The organism is Dysgonomonas sp. 520, assembly GCF_010501095.1.
GTDB lineage: Bacteria > Bacteroidota > Bacteroidia > Bacteroidales > Dysgonomonadaceae > QVMP01.
On the sequence record NZ_QVMP01000037.1, the window covers coordinates 1 to 19,745 of the forward strand.

The following is a 19,745-nucleotide window of genomic DNA, read 5'->3' on the forward strand; positions in this document are numbered from 1 at the left end:
CAAAAGTAATGGATTGGCCTTTTTTATTAGAAAATTTTAAGTAGCAACTTAAATTAATTATATATTTCACATTTTCCTTATAGATGTTTTTTTCACAAATATTCCATAATGCACGGAAATTTTTTCGCAAATTTGTATTTTAGTTGTAATGCAAATATATCATTCAAACAGATTTGAATTTTTTCAAAAAACATAAAAAAGAGGACGATACAGACGAAGAGTTGCTGAACAAATACCGGAATACGAACGATTCCGAGTATTTTGGCCTGCTCTATAATCGTTATATGCCACTTGTTTATGGGGTTTGCCTGAAATATTTGCAGAATGAAGACAAGGCACAGGATGCCGTGATGGAAATATTTGAAATGCTATTGCCAAAAGTTGCCGGATATGAAATAAAAGTATTCAAAACATGGCTGTATAGCGTCGTAAAAAATCATTGTTTCCACATACTTAAGGAAAATAAACGGGAATTAACAGTAGATTTTGATTCAAACCTTATGGAATCCGACTCTGTTTTGACTCTATTGGTTGAAGATGTGGATACGGAACGTGAAAAGGCTTTGAACAAATGCCTCGAAAAACTGCCCGAACCACAACGAATAGCTGTATATAAATTCTTTTTTGAAGATATGTCGTATGCAGAAATTGTTGAAAATACAGGTTTTCACCTGAAAAGCGTGAAAAGTTATATCCAAAACGGAAAACGTAATTTAAAAAATTGTATTGAAAGCAGTGTAAAGGAAGAATGAATTTACTGGATTACATAAAAGGAAACAGAAAAGGAAAAGGCGCTCGCAAGCTGGAGCTGGATGCGATGCAAGACCCTTTTTTAGCAGATGCGATGGAAGGATTCGACTCTGTGAAAGGGGATCATGCAGACAAGATTTCCCGCATGCAGGCTCAGATAGCTGCACGCACAGCTTCTTCGTCTTCTGCCGACAAACGGTTTGTTGGTTATCGTATTGCCGTTGCTGCGGTGGTTCTGATAGCCGCATTGAGTGGATATCTTACACTGATGAACCATAAATCGACAATGTTGTCGGCTCAGGAAAATCAGCAAGACACCTTTTATATATATGCACCGGAAGAATATCTTGCAAAAAAGAGAGCGGAATTAACTCAGTTGCAAGAAGAATCGAAAGGAAAAGCATCTTTAAATCCGATAGTTAAGGTTGAAAACCTGAACGAAATTATTCAACCATTCGAACCTATGTATGTATATTATCCCGAATCGCACTACGATAGGGATAGATATGATATGAATTCAAGCGAACAATTATTGGCAGTGGCGGCAACTCCGTCTGTTCAGTCTGATTATATATTGCCGGAAAGTATTTCTCATACAGAGACTGCAAGAAGCGAAGTGGCTGAAAGTAGAAATGTGATACAAGGACGTGTTACAGATCAGAACGGTGAGCCTCTTATCGGGGTAAGCATTGCTATAAAAGGCACAAATACAGGAACTTTGACCGATATAGACGGAAACTACTCTCTTAAGTCGAATATAGAATCGCCCGAACTAGTGGCTAGCTATATTGGTTTTGATTCTGCCGAAGTTTCGAATCCATTTGCTAATCAGGACATAACAATGAAAGAGAGCCAGTTGGCTCTGAATGAAGTTGTGGTTACCGGTCATGGCGCATTAAAGAAAAAAGAACTTACAGGTGCGATTTCAACTGTGGAAGCAAAAGATCTCGCTCTGGCGAATACTTCGGAGGTAAATAAGGCTCTTGAAGGAAAGATGGCAGGAGTTCAAGCCAAATCGAACGACGATGCCAAAATACGGATAAGAGGTGCAGGTTCAATATCGACAGACGAAAAGCCTTTATACGTTTTAGACGGGGTTCCTGTTTCTGATATATCCCACATATCACCTTCCGACATCGAATCAATGGAAGTATTGAAAGATGCAGCTTCGACAGCCATTTACGGTTCACGGGCGAGCAATGGCATTGTGTTAATTACCACAAAAAAAGCAAGCAACTCTAAACCTGAGCCATATACAGGTTGGAAATCTTATAATAAGTATTTAAACGACAACAAAACTCGAACAAAAGGTTCTGACTGTGAAAAAAAGAAAGGCACAGTGGAACTAGAGTTTGAAGTTGGCGAAGACGGAAAACCCATAAATATTCGCGTTGCGAAAAGCGTATGTGACTCTTTAGACAATGATGCTATATCTCTGCTCCGAAACGGCGCTTTATGGAATGGTAAGGGGATGGCTAAGATTAAAGTGAAATACTAGGGTGAGATTTATTCCTGTTTTGTGCCAAAGCATTCGGGTTTCGGCTACACTTTTTTTTAAGCAATGTACTCACCCGCAAGCATACGGGCAAGTACATCTATTGCTTTCAGTTACACTAGTTTTTCCAAACTATCTGTTGTTTTGGCTATCTCTTCGTTCGACAACTCATGATTAGCCAATTCGCCATCAAAATAGCGATCGTAGGCAGCCATATCAATAAGTCCATGTCCCGACAGATTGAACAGAATTGTTCTTTGCTTGCCTTCTTCTTTTGCTTTCAATGCTTCCTGAATGGCAGCATAAATGGCATGAGACGATTCCGGCGCAGGTATTATACCTTCCGCTTTCGCAAACAATATACCTGCCTCAAACGTATCCAGTTGTTTCACATCTACGGCTTCTATGTACCCGTCTTTTTTCAGTTGGCTGACAATAGTTCCTGCGCCATGATAGCGAAGTCCGCCTGCGTGAATGTTGGCAGGTGCAAAATTATGCCCAAGAGTATACATTGGCAGAAGAGGTGTATATCCGGCTTCATCACCGAAGTCATATTCAAACTTACCACGAGTTAGTTTCGGACATGATGCAGGTTCTGCCGCAACCAGACGAACGTCTTTGCCCTCGGTTAGTTTATGACGAAGGAATGGGAAGCTAATTCCTGAGAAATTAGAACCTCCACCAAAGCAACCTATCACAACATCCGGATATTCGCCTGCCATTTCCATTTGCTTTTCGGCTTCCAATCCGATAATGGTTTGATGGAGAGACACATGGTTCAAAACGCTACCTAATGTATATTTGCAGTTTGGTGTATTTTGAGCCAGCTCTATCGCTTCCGAAATGGCTGTACCCAAACTTCCCTGATAGGTAGGATTTTCTGTAATAATCTTACGTCCTGCTTTAGTACTCATACTTGGCGATGCTATAACCTCAGCACCATAGGTTTGCATGATTGATCGACGATATGGTTTTTGGTGATAGCTGATCTTTACCATATAAACAGCCAGTTCCAAACCGAAGTGGTTGGCGGCATACGACAAGGCTGCACCCCATTGCCCGGCTCCTGTTTCGGTAGTGATATTTGTAATACCTTGCTCTTTACAGTAATACGCCTGTGCTATCGCCGAATTGAGTTTGTGCGAACCTACCGGACTAACGCTTTCATTTTTGAAGTAGATATGAGCCGGAGTATCCAACGCTTTTTCCAAGCCATAGGCACGTACCAAAGGTGTTGGACGATAATTTTTATATAGCTCGCGCACAGGCTCAGGTATTTCTATCCAACGATCGGTATAGTTAAGCTCTTGCTTGGCCAGTTCGGTTGCAAATATGGGTTCAAGGTCACTTACCTGTAAAGGTTTTTTGGTTGCGGGGTGAAGTGGTAGTAAAGGTTTGTTTACCATATCTGCCACAATGTTATACCATTTTTCAGGAATTTCGTTTTCGCTTAAAAGAATTTTCTTTCTCATGATTAGTGGATTATTGTTATACTTAAGTTTTTTTGAAATATTTTTTATGTTATTATTCTGTTATAAAAAAAGCCTATCGTGAGTAACGACAGGCTTTTATATATCTTTGTATTTCTTTCAGATTAATACATATAGCACCTTAGCTCACGACTTTTGAGAGTTGTAAGCGCCACCACCAATATGTATTTTTCTTTTGAAACATTTTGTACTTCTTTTACTTTGTTGTTTGCAAAATTAATGATAAAATTTAATCATGCAAACATTTTGCTATATTTTTTCTGATAAAAGAATACTTTGCTATTTAAGAGCTTGGTATGAGCAACTAATCACACTTCTGTCTTGTCTATGTATTCTTCCTTGTAAATGTCAATACACAAAAGGAAAGTAGATAGCAGCAGGGGACCAAAAATCACGCCCCAAAATCCGAAAAGCGAAAGTCCTATTATCACTCCAAAAATAGTAATAAGCGGATTTGTATCGGCTATTTTCTTTTGCAGCAAAAACCTGACTACATTGTCGCTGCCCGAAATCACGATCATGCCGTACAGGGATAATCCGATGGCACTAGGCCAGTTTCCTGAAATTCCGAGGTAAAGAGCGGCCGGGAGCCACACTATTGTTGTCCCTACAAGAGGCAGTATAGTTGAAAAGCATGTTAGTACGGCTAATAGTATGGGGCTTGATGCTCCAAATATTACGTATCCGGCGTATGCAACCATCCCTTGCACGGATGCAAGTAGCGGGATGCCTATTGCATTAGCAGTTATCATGACTTTTGTTTCTCTCAGGATATTTTTTTTATTCCCTTTTTTGAATGGCAGTATATCGAAGATGTATTTCTCCAATTGCGATCCGCCTATCAGAAGAAAGTATAGGACAAATACCATAATGACAGCATTAATGGAAAAGGATGTGATGCCGTCAAGTGCCATCTGAAGAAGTTTTGATACCTCGGCTGTGGCACTCGAAAGATTATCTGAACTCAAAAGATCGTAACCTGTTTTTTCTTGAATTGTACCGATTATTTGATGTCCTTGCAGTATCAACTCATGTGTGTCGAGATTTATATTTTTAATTTTGCTAACCAATAGCCATACAACAGCCGAGATGGGAATAATAAAAAGCAAAATCACCTCAATCAATATAAGTGTTGCGGCAATGCTTTTTTTCATTTTTTTATTATCGGTCAATTTTCTCATCTGGTTTCTGACCATTATGTATATGGTGAAAGCTCCTAAAAAGCCACTCAGATAAGGGGTCATTTCCAGAAAAATAATTATCCCCAGACCAAAAATTATAACCAATAAAGGTATCTTCCATTTATTTTCAGAAGCATCCATATGAAAATAATTTATTTTATTACCGTCAAACAACAAACATAACCAATAAGTAACTGATAAGATCTAAAATATGTTCATTTCAGGTACATAACTATATGTTGTTTAAGCTACAAATGCTATAAAAACGTGCGACCTAAAGAAAAATATTATTGATAGAAAAAACAGAAATATATAGCCATAAAAATTCGTATATTTGCATCCTGAATTTATTTAAGAACCTATCAGAATATAATGTCTCAACTGCTAAACAAATTAGATGCCCTTGTAGTTCGTTTCGAAGAAATCGGAACATTGATAACAGACCCTGCCGTCATTTCGGATATGAAGCGCTATGTGAAACTGAATAAGGAATATAGCGACCTCGAAAAAATTGTAAATGCACGTAAAGAATACGAACAAGTGCTGACCGGCATTGATGAGGCGAAGAATATACTGGAAACAGAAAGTGACCCCGATCTGAGGGAAATGGCAAAGGAAGAGCTGGACGCTTGTACCGAACGTTTACCTTCGTTGGAAGAAGAAATAAAGCTGCTGTTGGTTCCATCCGATCCGCAAGATTCGAAAGATGCCATTCTTGAGATCAGAGGGGGAACAGGAGGAGATGAAGCAGCCATATTTGCGGGTGATTTGTATCGCATGTACCAGAAATATTGTGAAGCAAAAGGTTGGAAGACAGAAGTTACCAGTAGTACGGAAGGCTCTTCCGGAGGTTTCAAGGAAATAATAATGACAGTGTCGGGCGAGGATGTGTATGGAACGTTGAAATACGAGTCGGGCGTGCATCGTGTGCAGCGGGTTCCGGCAACAGAAACACAAGGACGTGTGCATACCTCAGCCGCAACAGTGGCGGTATTGCCCGAAGCGGAAGAGGTGGACGTAGAGATAAATCCTGCCGATATTGAAATGCAAACAGCCCGTTCCAGCGGTGCTGGAGGTCAGAACGTGAACAAGGTGGAAACAAAGGTGCAGTTGACACACAAACCGTCAGGTTTAGTAGTGGTGTGTCAGCAGGCACGTTCTCAATTAGCAAACAGGGAGATGGCTATGCAGATGCTAAGGACGAAACTATATGATATAGAACTATCTAAATATCAGGACGAAATAGCATCGAAACGAAAAACAATGGTGTCGACGGGTGACCGCTCGGCAAAAATACGTACCTATAATTATCCGCAGGGACGTGTAACCGATCATCGCATCAATCTGACTTTGTATAACTTGTCGGCAATAATGGACGGAGAAATACAATCTATTATAGACCAGTTGATAATTGCCGAAAACGCAGAGCGGTTGAAAGAAAGTGAATTATAAGAAATCAAAATAAAAATGACAAAACAAGAACTTTTTGAAAACATTAAGAAAAAACAATCTTTCCTTTGCGTTGGATTGGATACAGATATAAATAAAATTCCACAATGCTTATTGGGCGAAGATGATCCTGTCTACACTTTCAATAAAGCTATTGTGGATGCAACTGCTCCATATTGTGTAGCTTATAAACCCAATGCCGCTTTCTACGAAAGTCAGGGTGTGAAAGGTATGCTGTCTATGGAAAAAACAATAGAGTATATCCGCACCAAATATCCCGATCAGTTTATCATTCTTGACGCAAAACGTGGAGACATAGGCAACACCTCAGACATGTATGCAATGTCAGCATTTCAGCATCTGAAAGCAAGTGCCGTTACGGTGGCTCCATATATGGGTGAAGACAGCGTGAAACCTTTCCTTGCATATTCCGGCAAATGGGTGATTCTGTTGGCTTTGACATCAAATAAAGGTTCTGCCGATTTTCAATTCACGAAAGATGCAGACGGGGAAAGGCTATTTGAGAAAGTATTGAAAAAATCGCAGGAGTGGGGAACGGAAGACCAGTTGATGTACGTAGTTGGCGCTACTCAAGGATCTCTGTTTCAGGATGTGCGTAAGTGTGCCCCAAATCATTTCTTGCTTGTTCCGGGAGTAGGAGCTCAAGGAGGCAGTTTGGCTGATGTGGTGAAATATGGAATGAACAGTCAATGCGGATTGCTTGTAAATTCTTCACGAGCAATTATTTATGCCGACTCAACTGAAAATTTTGATGTTGTGGCTCGTGCAGAGGCTAAAAAAGTTCAGGAAGAAATGGCTGAATATTTGAAAGCAATTATGTAGCCATCCTGACAAAACATTTCGTCCATACAACAAAATAAACATAACGAGGAAGCTATCTTTTGAAAAAAACATAGCTTCCTTTCATTTTGTAACAAGAATAGCTGTCGTTTAACATGAAAAACCTCTTTTGGAATTTATTTTTCATGTTTTTTTTGATTTAAAATATAAAAAAGACACATCAGCTTGTGTTTATGCAAAATCCTTTTCACTATATTTGTGATAAAGATTTACGAATAACTTTTAATCTAAAATATATATAAACCATGGCTATAATTAAACCGTTTAAAGGGCTTCGTCCACCCAGGGAAATAGTAGAAGATGTAGTTTCCCGCCCTTACGATGTGCTGAGTTCGCTGGAAGCAAAACTAGAAGCCGAAGGAAACGAAAAATCACTTTATAGGATAATAAAACCCGAAATAGATTTTGACACAGATATAGATGAGCATGCGCCGGAAGTTTATGAACGTGCACTGCAAAATTTCAATAAATTTCAGGAGAAAGGATGGTTGGTTCAAGATACTCAGGAAAATTATTATGTCTATGCTCAAACCATGAATGGGCGGACTCAGTACGGGTTGGTTGTTTGCGCTCATGTTGACGATTACATGGATGGAAGGATAAAGAAACACGAACTTACCCGCAGGGATAAGGAGGAAGACAGAATGAAGCATGTAAGGGTGAATGATGCCAATATAGAGCCGGTCTTTTTTGCTTATCATAACAATGACGAGTTGGATAAATTAGTAAAGAAAATAATTGCTTCTCCTGCCGAGTATGACTTTGTAACTTCGGATGGTATTGGTCATCATTTCTGGGTGATTGATAATGAATCGGATATAACAGCAATAACAGACGCATTTGCCAAAATATCAGACCTTTATATTGCCGATGGACATCACCGGTCGGCGGCTGCCGCTTTGGTGGGGGCGGAAAAAGCCCGTCAGAATCCTAATCATAAAGGAGATGAAGAGTATAATTATTTTATGGCGGTTTGCTTCCCCGATAATCAGTTGAGTATCATTGATTATAATCGTGTGGTGAAAGACTTGAACGGACTTACCCCGGCTGAATTTATCGAACAATTGGAAAAGCATTTCATTGTAGAAAAAAGAGGTTCGGATATAGAAACACCAAAAGCATTACACCATTTTTCCATCTATTTGGATGGTACTTGCTACGAATTGAAGGCTAAACCGGACACTTATGACGATAGCGATCCGATAGGAGTATTGGATGTGACAATCTCGTCGAAATATATTCTGGACGAAATTCTTGATATTAAGGACTTACGTTCCGATAAGAGAATAGACTTTGTAGGTGGAATAAGAGGATTGGGCGAACTGAAAAAACGTGTGGATAGCGGTGAAATGGCGTTGGCATTGGCGCTTTATCCCGTAACAATGAAACAGTTGATGGACATTGCCGATACTGATAATATTATGCCGCCCAAGACTACTTGGTTCGAACCGAAACTGCGTTCGGGACTTGTAATCCATAAGTTGTCGTGATATAGTAACTGAATAAATAAATTGTAATAAACATAATTGCATGTACGGAAAATTTAAATCTCATCTGCAAAAAGAATTATCCTTGATAGAAGAGCAAGGATTGTTTAAAAAAGAACGGATTATCGTGTCTCCTCAAGATGCTGAAATTAAAGTAGATTCAGGTCAGGAGGTTCTTAATTTTTGTGCCAACAACTATCTGGGATTGTCAGATAATCAGGAATTGATAGATGCTGCAAAAAAGGCGCTTGACGAACGAGGATTCGGAATGTCTTCCGTACGTTTTATTTGTGGTACACAAGATATCCACAAAGAACTGGAAAAAAAGGTTGCCGACTTTTTCGGCACAGAAGATACAATACTTTATGCAGCGTGCTTTGATGCTAATGGCGGTGTTTTTGAGCCACTTCTTACGGAAGAGGATGCCATTATCTCCGATGCTCTGAATCATGCGTCCATCATTGATGGGGTACGTTTGTGTAAGGCTAAAAGGTACAGGTATGCCAATGCTGATATGGCAGAACTGGAAGAATGCCTGAAACAAGCACAGGCTCAACGTTTTCGAATAATTGTTACCGACGGGGTTTTCTCGATGGATGGAAATGTAGCGCCGTTGGATAAAATACTTGAACTAGCTAATAGATACGACGCTTTGGTGATGGTAGATGAAAGCCATTCGGCCGGGGTAGTAGGAAAGACGGGTAGAGGGGTTACCGAATTGTATAATAGTCGTGGCAATGTGGATATTATCACCGGAACACTAGGCAAGGCATTTGGTGGGGCAATAGGTGGTTTTACCACAGGACGCAAAGAGATTATAGACATGTTGCGTCAGCGTTCACGTCCCTATTTGTTTTCAAACTCCATCCCTCCGATGGTTGCGGGGGCAGGAATCCGAATGTTTGAAATGATGGACGAAACTAACGAAAGGCAAGACAAACTACACGAAAATGTCGATTATTTCGTTTCTGAAATGCAAGCCGCAGGATTCGATATCAAACCCACTCAATCGGCTATTTGTGCGGTGATGCTTTACGATGCAAAACTATCGCAGGATATGGCAGCCTTGATGTTAGACGAAGGCATATATGTAACAGGTTTCTACTATCCTGTTGTGCCTAAAGGAGAGGCACGTATCCGAGTGCAATTGTCTGCCGCACACGAAAGAAAGCATCTTGATAAATGTATAGAGGCATTTATCAAAGTCGGAAAACAGTTGAATGTAATTAAGTAAAAGAATGAAAAAAATACTTTTTACGGGTTGTGGAGGGCAAATAGGTTCGGAACTGGTTTTGGCTTTCAGAAATGTGTATGGCTCTGAAAATGTGATTGCTACCGACTTGTCTGCGAATGTTAGCCGCGAGTTGCTCGATAGCGGTACTTTCGTCCAGTTGGATGTGCTGGACAAAGAGTCGATAGTGAACGTGATAGATAAATATGACGTAGGTAGCGTTGTTCATCTTGCGGCGATATTATCGGCAGTGGGTGAAAAAAATCCACAATTGGCATGGAACGTAAATATGAACGGAACCGTAAATATCTTCGAAATAGCACGGGAGAAAAAACTTGAAAAAATTCTTGTGCCCAGTTCCATCGCTGCTTTCGGGCCCGATACGCCTAAGGAAATGACACCTCAACGAACTATTTTGCATCCGACCACCATGTATGGAGTGACAAAAGTGGCAATAGAACTTTTGGGCGATTACTACAATCATCACTACGGAATGGATATCAGAGGACTGCGTTATCCGGGTGTTATCAGTCACAAAACACTGCCGGGAGGTGGTACAACCGACTATGCTGTGGCAATTTATTTTGATGCAGTGAAAAAAAAGTCGTATAATTGCTTTCTGAAAGAGGACACAATGTTGCCTATGATATATATGCCCGATTGTTTGAGGGCTACCCTCGAACTGTTTCAGGCTGATAAATCAAGGTTGACATGTGCCACAGGATACAATCTGGCAGCATTCAGTACAACGCCGGCCGAAATGGCAGAGTCGATAAAGAAATATATGCCTGATTTTGAAATTACATATTCGCCCGATTTCAGACAAGAAATCGCCGATTCGTGGACAAACAGTATCGACGACCGTGAGGCTCGGGAAGAATGGGGATGGAAACCCGAATATGACTTGGACAGAGTAACGAAAGATATGCTTGCCGAGGTGGGCAAAAAGCAATTTAATTTAACGCAAACAACATGAGTAAAAAAGGATTGAAAGGACTAAAGATTGCGGGGATAGTGTTAGCTATCCTTTTGGTGTTATTAATAACCATCCCTTTTCTGTTTAAGGGGACTATTAAGGAGGCTGTGATAAACATAGCAAACAAAAAACTGAATGCGGAACTCAAGGTGGAAGATTTCGGGATGAATTTGTTTTCAAATTTTCCCAATGCTACCCTTTCCTTGAATAACGTATCGTTAAGTGGGGTCGGTGACTTCGAAGGAGATACCTTGGTTAAGGCAAAATCGGCTAGTGTGGCTCTGAATCTTATCGGGGTATTTAAAGGCGATTATACCATCACAAAGATTGATTTGGATGAGGTGGATCTTTATGCCAAAGTATTGGCAGATGGAAGGGCAAACTGGGATATAGTGAAGGCCGACTCTACGGAGGTTGAGGAAGAATCATCGCCTTTCAGCCTCAGTTTGAAGAAAATAAGCATTAATGATTGCGACATAACTTACGACGATCGTCAAGGCGGAATGAAAGCCGTGATAAAAGGGTGGAATGGTACTGTATCGGGAGATTTTACAGCCAGCACAACTACTATCAAAACCGAATCTGTGATTGATGAGCTGTCTTTCATCATGGATGGTATTCCGTTGTTGAACAAGATAAAAACCACTGCCAATGCAAAATTGGATGCCGATCTGGACAATATGAAGTTTGCATTCGAAGAAAGCAGCCTGCAAATGAACGAAGTAAAGGCTTCGATAGATGGTTCTGTAGGTATGGTTGGCGAAGATGGTATGGATTTCGATTTGAAGCTGCAAGCTCCGGAAACTCAGTTTAAAGATATCTTATCAATTCTTCCGGCAATGTATACGGAAGACTTCAAGGATATAAAAACAGCAGGTTCGGTTTCGTTGAGTGCTTTTGTAAAAGGCTTGATGGAGGGTGAAACTTATCCTGCTTTCGATGTGAAGCTGGCTGTGAAAGATGCCATGTTTCAATATCCGTCGCTGCCTAAATCGGTGAATGACATCAATGTAGACATGTCCATTGCAAGTAAAGGTGGTTCTCTTGACAATATGATGATTGACATCAGCAAATTCAAAATGAATATGGGTGGAAATCCTTTCAATGCCAGCCTGAATGTGAAAACGCCAATGAGCGATCCTGACTTGAAAGCACACCTTGATGGAATGATTGACTTGGGCATAGTGAAAGATGTATATCCGCTAGAGAAAGGTACGGAGATGAACGGAAAACTGACTGCTAACCTGAACATCGCTACACGTCTTTCGGCTATTGAAAGAGAACAATATCAGAATGTATCAGCATCAGGAAATCTTAAACTTACAAATATGATTTACAAGTCGCCGGATATGCCCGAAGTGACGATAAATGATGCCGGCTTGGATTTTACACCTCAGTTTGTAAACCTGAGTTCATTGAATGTAAAAATAGGAAAGAACGATCTTGCAGCCACTGGTCGGCTAGGGAATTTCATCGCATACATGCTGAAAGACCAAACATTGAAAGGAAATCTCAATATTAACTCCAACTATTTCAATCTGAATGATTTTATGGGTGGAGAAACCACAGCAGAAGAAGCATCATCTTCGACCGAAAGCGTGGTTATACCGAAAAATGTCAACTTCCTGCTCAATGCTTCGATGAATGAGGTTGTGTATGAAAAAGTAAACATAACAAATCTGAAAGGTACTATCAGCGTGAAAGATGGAGTTGTATCAATGACTGATGTAGGCGGAAACGCATTGGGTGGTTCATGCAAGGTGAATGGTTCTTACAACACGTCCAACCCCACAAGCCCGAAAGTTGATTTGGCTTTAGCTTTGAGTAAAGTGTCTTTCTCCGAGACATTTAAGTCGGTAGAGTCTATTCAGAAATTTGCACCAATCTTTGATAAGTTGATGGGGAATTATTCTATGAATTTGAGTTTCAATACCACTATGGGCGACAATATCATGCAGATGCTGAGTAGTCTGACCGGTAGTGGTGCAATTTCAACAAGCGAAGTAAAAGTTGAAGGTGTAGAGGCTCTTTCAGCATTGTCTTCGGCTTTGAAATCGAATGCGTTGAATTCTTTTACTGCTAAGGATGTGAATATACCATTCTCTATCAATGATGGAAAAATAAGCACCAAACCTTTCTCTTTCAATTTTGCAGGTGATGGCAAATTGAGTCTTGAAGGATCAACAAGTCTCGATCAGACTATTAATTATAAAGGCACGATTGCTTTGCCGAAAGCCTTGTCTAATGACATTGTCAAGAATGTAGGATTGACTATCGGAGGAACATTTACAAATCCGAAAGTAAGTGTGGATGCAGCATCTTTAGTTTCCGAGGCAGCAAATACGGCAGCCGAAAAACTTTTAGGAGGAAGCCTTGACGACAAAAAAGAAGAATTGACAAACAAATTGTCGGAAGAAAAAGCTAAACAAGCACAAAAACTGAGAAGTGAAGCTAAGGCAGCATCCGACAAATTGGTTTCTGAGGCTCAAACTCAAGGTCAGAAATTGGTGGATGCCTCCAAAAATGCCATAGCCAAAGCTGCGGCTCAGGCAGCGGCAAACAAACTGGTTGACGAGGCTAAAAAACAAGGACAAAAACTTGTTGATGAAGCTGAAGTTCAGGCAAAGAAACTGGAAGGCGAATAATTGTAAATTCCATTTTACTTAAAATGAAATTCTTTGCCTCCAAAAGCTGAGGAGTTAATTTTATAAATCAGGCATAAGATCTTCTTATGCCTGATTAAATTATTAATGGTTTAATATATTCTATCCCTACTTGAGACATTAGATATTTATTTAGAATAATCTCTTTCCCGGATACCAATCATAGCCTGGCGCAGGAGAAATAAAAATAAGAGTTAATAATGTAAGAATAACAAAAAAAATAATAATAATGGCTAAGATCTTATTAAATTTCTTTTCTCTTAGCACCTTCTTTGTTACTCGCTTCTTATTATTCTTTAAAACAATAGGCTATCCAAAACGGATAGCCTATTGTTTATACTTGAAACTGTATATCCAGATTCAATATCAATATGCTTTCAAACTCATATCTTTGGGAGTGGCTCCATAAATAACCGACCCGGAAGATATGAAATCAACACCCGTTTCAGCAACAGCACACACTGTCTTGCGTGTTATACCTCCCGATGCTTCTGTTTTTGCCGCATTGCCTATAAGCTGCACAGCTTCCCGCATCATATCTAAAGACATATTATCGAGCATGATAATATCCACGGCTTTCGTATCCAGAGCTTCTTTCACTTCTTCCAGATTGCGGGTTTCAACTTCTATTTTTAGGTCTAGTCTATTTTCTTTCAGGTAATTCACGACAGACGCTACCGATTTTGTGATACCTCCTGCATAGTCGTTATGATTGTCCTTTAGCATCACCATGTCGAAAAGTCCGAAACGATGATTTTGAGAACCTCCGATATAAACCGCCCATTTTTCACACATTCTGAAATTTGGAGTGGTTTTTCGGGTATCCAGAATTTTTGCATTAGTCCCTTTCACAAGGTCAGCCATTTCACGGGAATAGGTAGCTATTCCGCTCATGCGCTGCATACAGTTGAGAATAAGACGCTCAGTCATGAGAATGGAGCGTGCCGATCCCTCAACAGTGAAAGCAACATCTCCCTTTTTTACTTTTTCTCCATCATTGATGAGGACATTAACTTTCAAAGAATCGTCAAAGAACTTATATATTTCCTGAGCCAATTCAACTCCGGCAAGAACCGTGTCTTCTTTAATCAAAAGTTTTGCCCTGTCTTGCTTATCAGCAGGAACACTTCCCAATGTTGAATAATCACCATCGCCAAGGTCTTCCCTAAGCGCTTCACGTATGAAGTGGTGAATTCTTTCTTCTGTAACGTATTCAGGCCTTTTCATTTTTCTTATCTAAATCTTTATTATAAAAAGCTCCTCTATTTTCCTTTTGTTCAATGCTTTGCGTAATAATAAGGAACGCAACGCTTACAAGGTTTCTCAATTCCGATAGTTGAGGCGAAAGAATAGAGAAATTATAAATTTCTTTCACCATCCGGTATATTTCTTCCTCTTTCTGCTTTGCCATTGCAAGGCGTGCATCGCTACGAACTATACCCACAAGATCGCTCATCAAGTCCTGCAAACTCCGGCGAAGATATTGAAGCAACACCATTTCTTCGTTTACTTTCATACCTTCCTGATCCCACTCAGGTATCTTGTGCAAGTTGGTATAATTGAAGTTGTCTTCTTTCAATCGTTCAATCGTTTTCAATGCTCCTCGGTGAGCAAACACCAATGCTTCGAGCAATGAGTTGGATGCCAATCGGTTTGCTCCATGCAGACCGGTATTGGTACATTCACCAACTGCAAACATATTTTTGATAGTACTCTGAGCGAACAAATCGACATCTATGCCACCGCACAAGTAATGACTGGCAGGAACAACGGGAACAAGGTCTGTGAACATATCGTATCCCTCGTCTTTGCACATCTGATATATATTAGGAAAATGAGCCATAAATTTCTCATGATCTAAATGACGGCAATCGAGACAAACATAGTCATCACCACGAAGTTTCATTTCACTATCTATGGCACGGGCAACAATATCGCGCGAAGCAAGTTCTTCCCTATCGTCGTATTTGTGCATGAAAGGTTCTCCCGATTTAGTGCGAAGTTTTGCTCCGAATCCACGAACAGCCTCCGATATGAGGGATAGCTGTCCCGGCTTGTTACTGTAAAAAGCCGTTGGGTGGAATTGTATGAATTGCATCCCCGAAATACGAGCTTTGGCACGGTGCGCCAGACCTATCCCGTCTCCGGTTGCAATAATTGGGTTCGTCGTATTCTTGTACACATGTCCGCAACCTCCTGTTGCCATGAGGGTAATCTTTGCCGACATCTTTTTTATCACCTGTGCTTTCATGTCCAGCACATAAGCCCCGTAACAGTTAAGGTTATATTTATCGAAAGATTCGTTCGGAATATGGTGTTCCGTTATCAGGTCGATAACGTAATGGTGATTGAACAACTGTACATTAGGAAGTTTGTCTATTGCTGCCAATAATGCTCTTTCTATCTCTGCACCAGTCACGTCTTTGTGATGCACCACCCTGTTTTCGGTATGCCCGCCTTCACGACCCAGATCGTAAGTTTCGGGCGTATCTTTATCAAAGTTTGCACCCCATTCTATAATCTCCCGAATCCGTTCAGGACCTTCCCGAACAACTACCTCAACAGTTTCCAATTTGCACAAACCGTCACCGGCGCGCAATGTATCTTCGATATGCTTTTCAAAACTGTCTTTTTTGAGATCCATTACCACCGCTACACCGCCTTGGGCATATTTTGTGTTCGACTCTTCATCGTCAGCTTTGGTAATAATCGTAATTCTGGCATCAGGCAATTGTTGCGCTATTTTTAAAGCGTAAGACAAACCCGAAATTCCCGAACCTATAACTAATACGTCTGTGTATATCATTAGAGTTTATATTTAATAACGCTGCTTATATTTTTTGATTGAGTGAGTTTATTGTTCAATTGTCTTAAACATTTATTCTGCGTCTCTTTCGGAGATTTGCCTTCTCAACTTTTTGGTGTCAAAAAGTTGCAAAAAACAGTGCTTCGCTCCTCGCCGACCAGACAAAGCGATTCGTTGACTAAACTAAATAAACTCGCCTTTCAGGCTTCAAACAAGTATTTAGTTTTTAGGTCAACTTCATCGGTCAGGTAGCCCGGCTGCTTCACTAAGGCACATCCCGCTTACGCCTGATATCGAACCGGGTGACCTATAGCTAATTGACGGGGTACCCACACAGCGTAAATAAGTGATAGGAACAAAAAGCTGTTTGAGCATAGTCGAACCATTCGAATTTTATAGGCTTCTGGTGCGAGTTATTTTTTGTTCCACTTATAAGCTGGTTGTGGGTCGGCAAGAAGCTTCAGTCACAAAAAGCCTTTTTGATTCCTTTTGAGGCTTAGGTCAAAAGGAATGCAAGCAATCTATTGGATTGCGCGCAGAATAACTGTTGAAAAAAAATGAACGTTTATATATTGCTAAAAACGAATCGAATAACCCTTTATTCGATATGTATACAATCTATTTTATAGCTTTAGACATTTCAAGCATTCGGTTGATTGATTTCAATGCTTGTAGTCTTAATTCTTCATCCAATTTTATTTCGGGCAATTCATATTTCATGCAAAGATAAAGTTTTTGCATCGTATTGAGCTTCATGAAACGACATTCGCTACAATTGCACGACTTATCATTCGTAAGTGCAGGTATCAATATCTTATTTGGAGCTTGCTTGCGCATCTCATGTAAGATACCTTCTTCCGTGGCGACAATAAATTCTTCGCTATCGTCTGTTGCTACAAAATTTAGAAGATTGGCTGTAGATCCGATATAATCAGCTACCTGCAAAACAGGTTTCTGCGATTCGGGGTGGGCTATCAACTTTGCCTTAGGGTGTTCGAGCATTTGTTGTGCGATACGCTCCAGCGAAAAAGCCTCGTGAACATAACATGCTCCATCCCAAAGTATCATATTTCGCCCTGTAACCTGATTCAGGTATCTACCCAAGTTGCGGTCGGGAGCGAAAATAATTTCCTGATCTTCGGGTAATGCCCGGATAATATGTTCTGCATTGGATGACGTTACAATAATATCGCTTTCAGCTTTCACAGTTATGTCACAATTGATATAACTTACAACTATTGCCTTCGGATGTTTTGCTTTCAACTCCCTCAGTCCTTCGCCGGAACAGGCATCAGCCAATGTGCAACCAGCCAGAAGGTCGGGTAGAACAACTTTTTTATCGGGGTTCAATATTTTTGCAGTTTCCGCCATAAAATGTACACCACAGAAAACAATCATATCTGCATCCGTTTTTTCTGCCGCGCGTGCCAGTTGAAGGCTATCACCCAAGAAGTCGGCAATATCCTGAATATCTCCTGTTTGATAATAATGAGCCAGGATAACCGCATTTTTTTCTTTACGCATCCTGTTTATTTCTTCCACAAGATCAATGTCTTGAGGTATTTCCATTCTCAAATATCCTTTTTCGGGAAGTTCTTTGATAGCTTTTTCTAAAGTTGACATTATTGTTATTACTAATTAGAGTTTCGTAAATAAAAACGAAGTTACTGAAATATATTTTACATATAATAAAACCTATTCATAAAAATGAAGAGGTCTTAACCATTTCTTAACAGCCATATCCTGTAAAATGAAACATTCTTGCTGTTATTTTGCCCCATAAAATAATACTTATGAAAATATTAAACGTTATAACAGTCTCATTTGTTTTCTGTTTTTGTATAAAAAACATTTCTGCACAAGAAGCAAACGATTTTAAGCCCTCAGGCAAAATCATTGCACGAGCATTTCTTGATTATAGTGCCGGATTTGGAGAAGCCGACGAATCGGGATTTGATATAACGCGAGCATTTCTTGGTTATAACTACCGGATAACGCCAACCTTGAGCGGGCAAGTTATTATTGATGCAGCTGCAGGGCGTACATCTTCCGGCAGTTTGGAAACACATCTCCGAAATGCTTTTGTTCAGTGGAAAGACAAGGGGTTTACAGTTAATGTCGGGCAAATTGGACTGTTGCAATTCAGTACTCAAGAAAAATATTGGAAGCACCGCTATATAATGAAGTCTTTTCAGGATTTGAATAAAATGGCTCCCAGTGTAGATTTGGGTGCTACTGTACAATACGAGTTCAACAAAATGGTTTCGGCTGATGTCAGTTTCACCAATGGAGAGGGGTACAAAAAACTTTCCAGGAATAATAGCAACCGATATGCGGCCGGGATTAATATATCTCCTGCAAATAATATACTGTTTAGGCTATATGGAGACATCTACACCGATAGTGACGACATCAGGGAGTCAGCACCCGAAAGTTCTGTGAATGTTGGTTTTGAAGACCAGAAAACATTATCTTTTTTTGCCGGTTATCAGGATAAAAAAGTTTCGGGCGGACTAGAATTTAACAAGGTTTGGAATAAAGGTATGGTCAAAGGAAAAGATTATTACGGATATTCTGCCTACGCATCTGTCGAGGTTGCTCCGAAGTGGAGGGTATTTGCTCGATACGACCTTATGGATTCTCACAAACCTTCTAATTTCAGCAGCGAATGGAATAGTCTTGATGGACAGATTGTTATGGGAGGCATCGAATTTATTCCCCTCAAGCAAATAAAAATTGCTCCGAATTTCAGAAATATAAATCCGAAAAGGGCAGGTTCGGAGCAGTATATATTTGTAAATCTTGAAATTAACTTATAGATAACCCGTAGTGCATTTAGAAAATGAAAGATAACTAACTGAAACATAGTACATATTCACATTGTCATTGAGTCGCCTTCGCTCCTCGAACATTGTCATTCTGAGTGCAACGAAGAATCTGTACTTTCTAAAAAACAGATCCTTCACTTTGTTCAGGATGACAAAACGGATATAAATCTTATAATAATTGAATTAACATCAAAGTCTTAAATGCACTACGGGTTATAGATAGTATTTTTGTTATAGGCGTGTGTCAAAAGTCTTTTCTACCCCTAATCCCCTAAAAGGGACTTTCTAAACAATTGATAATCAATACACCCCTTTAGGGGGCTGGAGGTTATTTTCTGAAATTTGGAACTTTTGACACACGCCCTATAATATTCAAATACTCTCTCAACTATTTATCTTCGAGAATCTTTAGCCTGCCTTCCAGTTTTTCGATGATTGCCTGTTGCTCCTGAATGGCTTTCGTCAAAATCGGGATCAACTCTATGTAATTCAAGGAATATGCAGCATTGTTCTCATCTTCTGGCTTAG

At 40.0% G+C, this 19,745-nt stretch carries 14 protein-coding genes; 9 read left to right on the forward strand and 5 right to left on the reverse strand.

Going from position 1 to position 19,745, the window contains the following annotated elements:
* The first annotated feature begins 173 nt into the window (after positions 1 to 173).
* Both D0T56_RS15710 and D0T56_RS15715 read left to right on the forward strand, forming a co-directional pair.
* Positions 174 to 752 carry an RNA polymerase sigma factor gene (locus D0T56_RS15710; RefSeq protein WP_163321119.1) on the forward strand — a complete coding sequence of 193 codons (579 nt, stop codon included), beginning with the start codon at positions 174 to 176 and terminating at the stop codon, positions 750 to 752.
* On the forward strand, positions 749 to 2,248 hold the full coding sequence (locus D0T56_RS15715) for an energy transducer TonB (protein ID WP_163321120.1): 1,500 nt from the start codon (positions 749 to 751) through the stop codon (positions 2,246 to 2,248). Before D0T56_RS15710 ends, D0T56_RS15715 begins: the two co-directional genes overlap by 4 nt.
* Before the next feature lie 110 nt (positions 2,249 to 2,358).
* On the opposite strand, the gene D0T56_RS15720 is transcribed toward D0T56_RS15715, so the two are convergent.
* Both D0T56_RS15720 and D0T56_RS15725 read right to left on the reverse strand, forming a co-directional pair.
* Positions 2,359 to 3,720, reverse strand: coding sequence for a TrpB-like pyridoxal phosphate-dependent enzyme (locus D0T56_RS15720; protein ID WP_370458813.1), 1,362 nt, complete (start codon positions 3,718 to 3,720; stop codon positions 2,359 to 2,361).
* Positions 3,721 to 4,043: 323 nt separating this feature from the next.
* A complete protein-coding gene (locus D0T56_RS15725) occupies positions 4,044 to 5,057 on the reverse strand; it encodes an AI-2E family transporter (protein WP_163321122.1) in 1,014 nt (337 codons plus the stop codon).
* Positions 5,058 to 5,288: 231 nt separating this feature from the next.
* On the opposite strand from D0T56_RS15725, the gene prfA reads away from it, so the two are divergent.
* From prfA to D0T56_RS15755, 6 genes are all read left to right on the forward strand, one after another.
* Positions 5,289 to 6,368: a peptide chain release factor 1 gene (gene prfA, locus D0T56_RS15730; protein WP_163321123.1), complete on the forward strand. Its 1,080-nt coding sequence runs from the start codon at positions 5,289 to 5,291 to the stop codon at positions 6,366 to 6,368.
* A gap of 15 nt (positions 6,369 to 6,383) precedes the next feature.
* Positions 6,384 to 7,208 carry an orotidine-5'-phosphate decarboxylase gene (gene pyrF / locus D0T56_RS15735; RefSeq protein ID WP_163321124.1) on the forward strand — a complete coding sequence of 275 codons (825 nt, stop codon included), beginning with the start codon at positions 6,384 to 6,386 and terminating at the stop codon, positions 7,206 to 7,208.
* A 263-nt stretch (positions 7,209 to 7,471) separates the two neighbouring features.
* On the forward strand, positions 7,472 to 8,716 hold the full coding sequence (locus D0T56_RS15740; protein ID WP_163321125.1) for a DUF1015 domain-containing protein: 1,245 nt from the start codon (positions 7,472 to 7,474) through the stop codon (positions 8,714 to 8,716).
* A 40-nt stretch (positions 8,717 to 8,756) separates the two neighbouring features.
* Entirely contained in the window at positions 8,757 to 9,947 is a 1,191-nt protein-coding gene (kbl, locus tag D0T56_RS15745) for a glycine C-acetyltransferase (RefSeq protein ID WP_163321126.1), read from the forward strand.
* Between the two features lie 4 nt (positions 9,948 to 9,951).
* Entirely contained in the window at positions 9,952 to 10,920 is a 969-nt protein-coding gene (locus D0T56_RS15750; RefSeq protein ID WP_163321127.1) for an NAD-dependent epimerase/dehydratase family protein, read from the forward strand.
* Positions 10,917 to 13,565, forward strand: coding sequence for an AsmA family protein (locus tag D0T56_RS15755; RefSeq protein ID WP_163321128.1), 2,649 nt, complete (start codon positions 10,917 to 10,919; stop codon positions 13,563 to 13,565). The genes D0T56_RS15750 and D0T56_RS15755 overlap by 4 nt, the downstream gene beginning before the upstream one ends.
* A gap of 384 nt (positions 13,566 to 13,949) precedes the next feature.
* Here the strand turns inward: D0T56_RS15755 and nadC are convergent, their stop codons facing one another.
* From nadC to nadA, 3 genes are all read right to left on the reverse strand, one after another.
* The gene (nadC, locus tag D0T56_RS15760) at positions 13,950 to 14,810 is read right to left on the reverse strand and encodes a carboxylating nicotinate-nucleotide diphosphorylase (protein ID WP_163321129.1); all 861 of its coding nucleotides are present in this window, start codon (positions 14,808 to 14,810) and stop codon (positions 13,950 to 13,952) included.
* The gene (nadB, locus tag D0T56_RS15765; RefSeq protein WP_163321130.1) at positions 14,797 to 16,389 is read right to left on the reverse strand and encodes an L-aspartate oxidase; all 1,593 of its coding nucleotides are present in this window, start codon (positions 16,387 to 16,389) and stop codon (positions 14,797 to 14,799) included. The genes nadC and nadB overlap by 14 nt, the downstream gene beginning before the upstream one ends.
* A gap of 618 nt (positions 16,390 to 17,007) precedes the next feature.
* On the reverse strand, positions 17,008 to 18,012 hold the full coding sequence (gene nadA, locus D0T56_RS15770) for a quinolinate synthase NadA (RefSeq protein WP_163321131.1): 1,005 nt from the start codon (positions 18,010 to 18,012) through the stop codon (positions 17,008 to 17,010).
* Positions 18,013 to 18,182: 170 nt separating this feature from the next.
* On the opposite strand from nadA, the gene D0T56_RS15775 reads away from it, so the two are divergent.
* Positions 18,183 to 19,208 carry a hypothetical protein gene (locus tag D0T56_RS15775; RefSeq protein ID WP_185153896.1) on the forward strand — a complete coding sequence of 342 codons (1,026 nt, stop codon included), beginning with the start codon at positions 18,183 to 18,185 and terminating at the stop codon, positions 19,206 to 19,208.
* Positions 19,209 to 19,745 lie beyond the last annotated feature (537 nt).

Excerpts from the sequence above, each read along its gene's own strand:
- kbl (WP_163321126.1), top strand. The coding sequence starts at position 8,757 with ATGTACGGAAAATTTAAATCTCATCTGCAAAAAGAATTATCCTTGATA.
- nadB (WP_163321130.1), bottom strand. The coding sequence starts at position 16,389 with ATGATATACACAGACGTATTAGTTATAGGTTCGGGAATTTCGGGTTTG.
- D0T56_RS15755 (WP_163321128.1), top strand. The coding sequence starts at position 10,917 with ATGAGTAAAAAAGGATTGAAAGGACTAAAGATTGCGGGGATAGTGTTA.
- D0T56_RS15740 (WP_163321125.1), top strand. The coding sequence starts at position 7,472 with ATGGCTATAATTAAACCGTTTAAAGGGCTTCGTCCACCCAGGGAAATA.
- nadA (WP_163321131.1), bottom strand. The coding sequence starts at position 18,012 with ATGTCAACTTTAGAAAAAGCTATCAAAGAACTTCCCGAAAAAGGATAT.
- pyrF (WP_163321124.1), top strand. The coding sequence starts at position 6,384 with ATGACAAAACAAGAACTTTTTGAAAACATTAAGAAAAAACAATCTTTC.
- D0T56_RS15750 (WP_163321127.1), top strand. The coding sequence starts at position 9,952 with ATGAAAAAAATACTTTTTACGGGTTGTGGAGGGCAAATAGGTTCGGAA.
- nadC (WP_163321129.1), bottom strand. The coding sequence starts at position 14,810 with ATGAAAAGGCCTGAATACGTTACAGAAGAAAGAATTCACCACTTCATA.
- D0T56_RS15775 (WP_185153896.1), top strand. The coding sequence starts at position 18,183 with ATGAAAATATTAAACGTTATAACAGTCTCATTTGTTTTCTGTTTTTGT.
- D0T56_RS15715 (WP_163321120.1), top strand. The coding sequence starts at position 749 with ATGAATTTACTGGATTACATAAAAGGAAACAGAAAAGGAAAAGGCGCT.
- prfA (WP_163321123.1), top strand. The coding sequence starts at position 5,289 with ATGTCTCAACTGCTAAACAAATTAGATGCCCTTGTAGTTCGTTTCGAA.
- D0T56_RS15725 (WP_163321122.1), bottom strand. The coding sequence starts at position 5,057 with ATGGATGCTTCTGAAAATAAATGGAAGATACCTTTATTGGTTATAATT.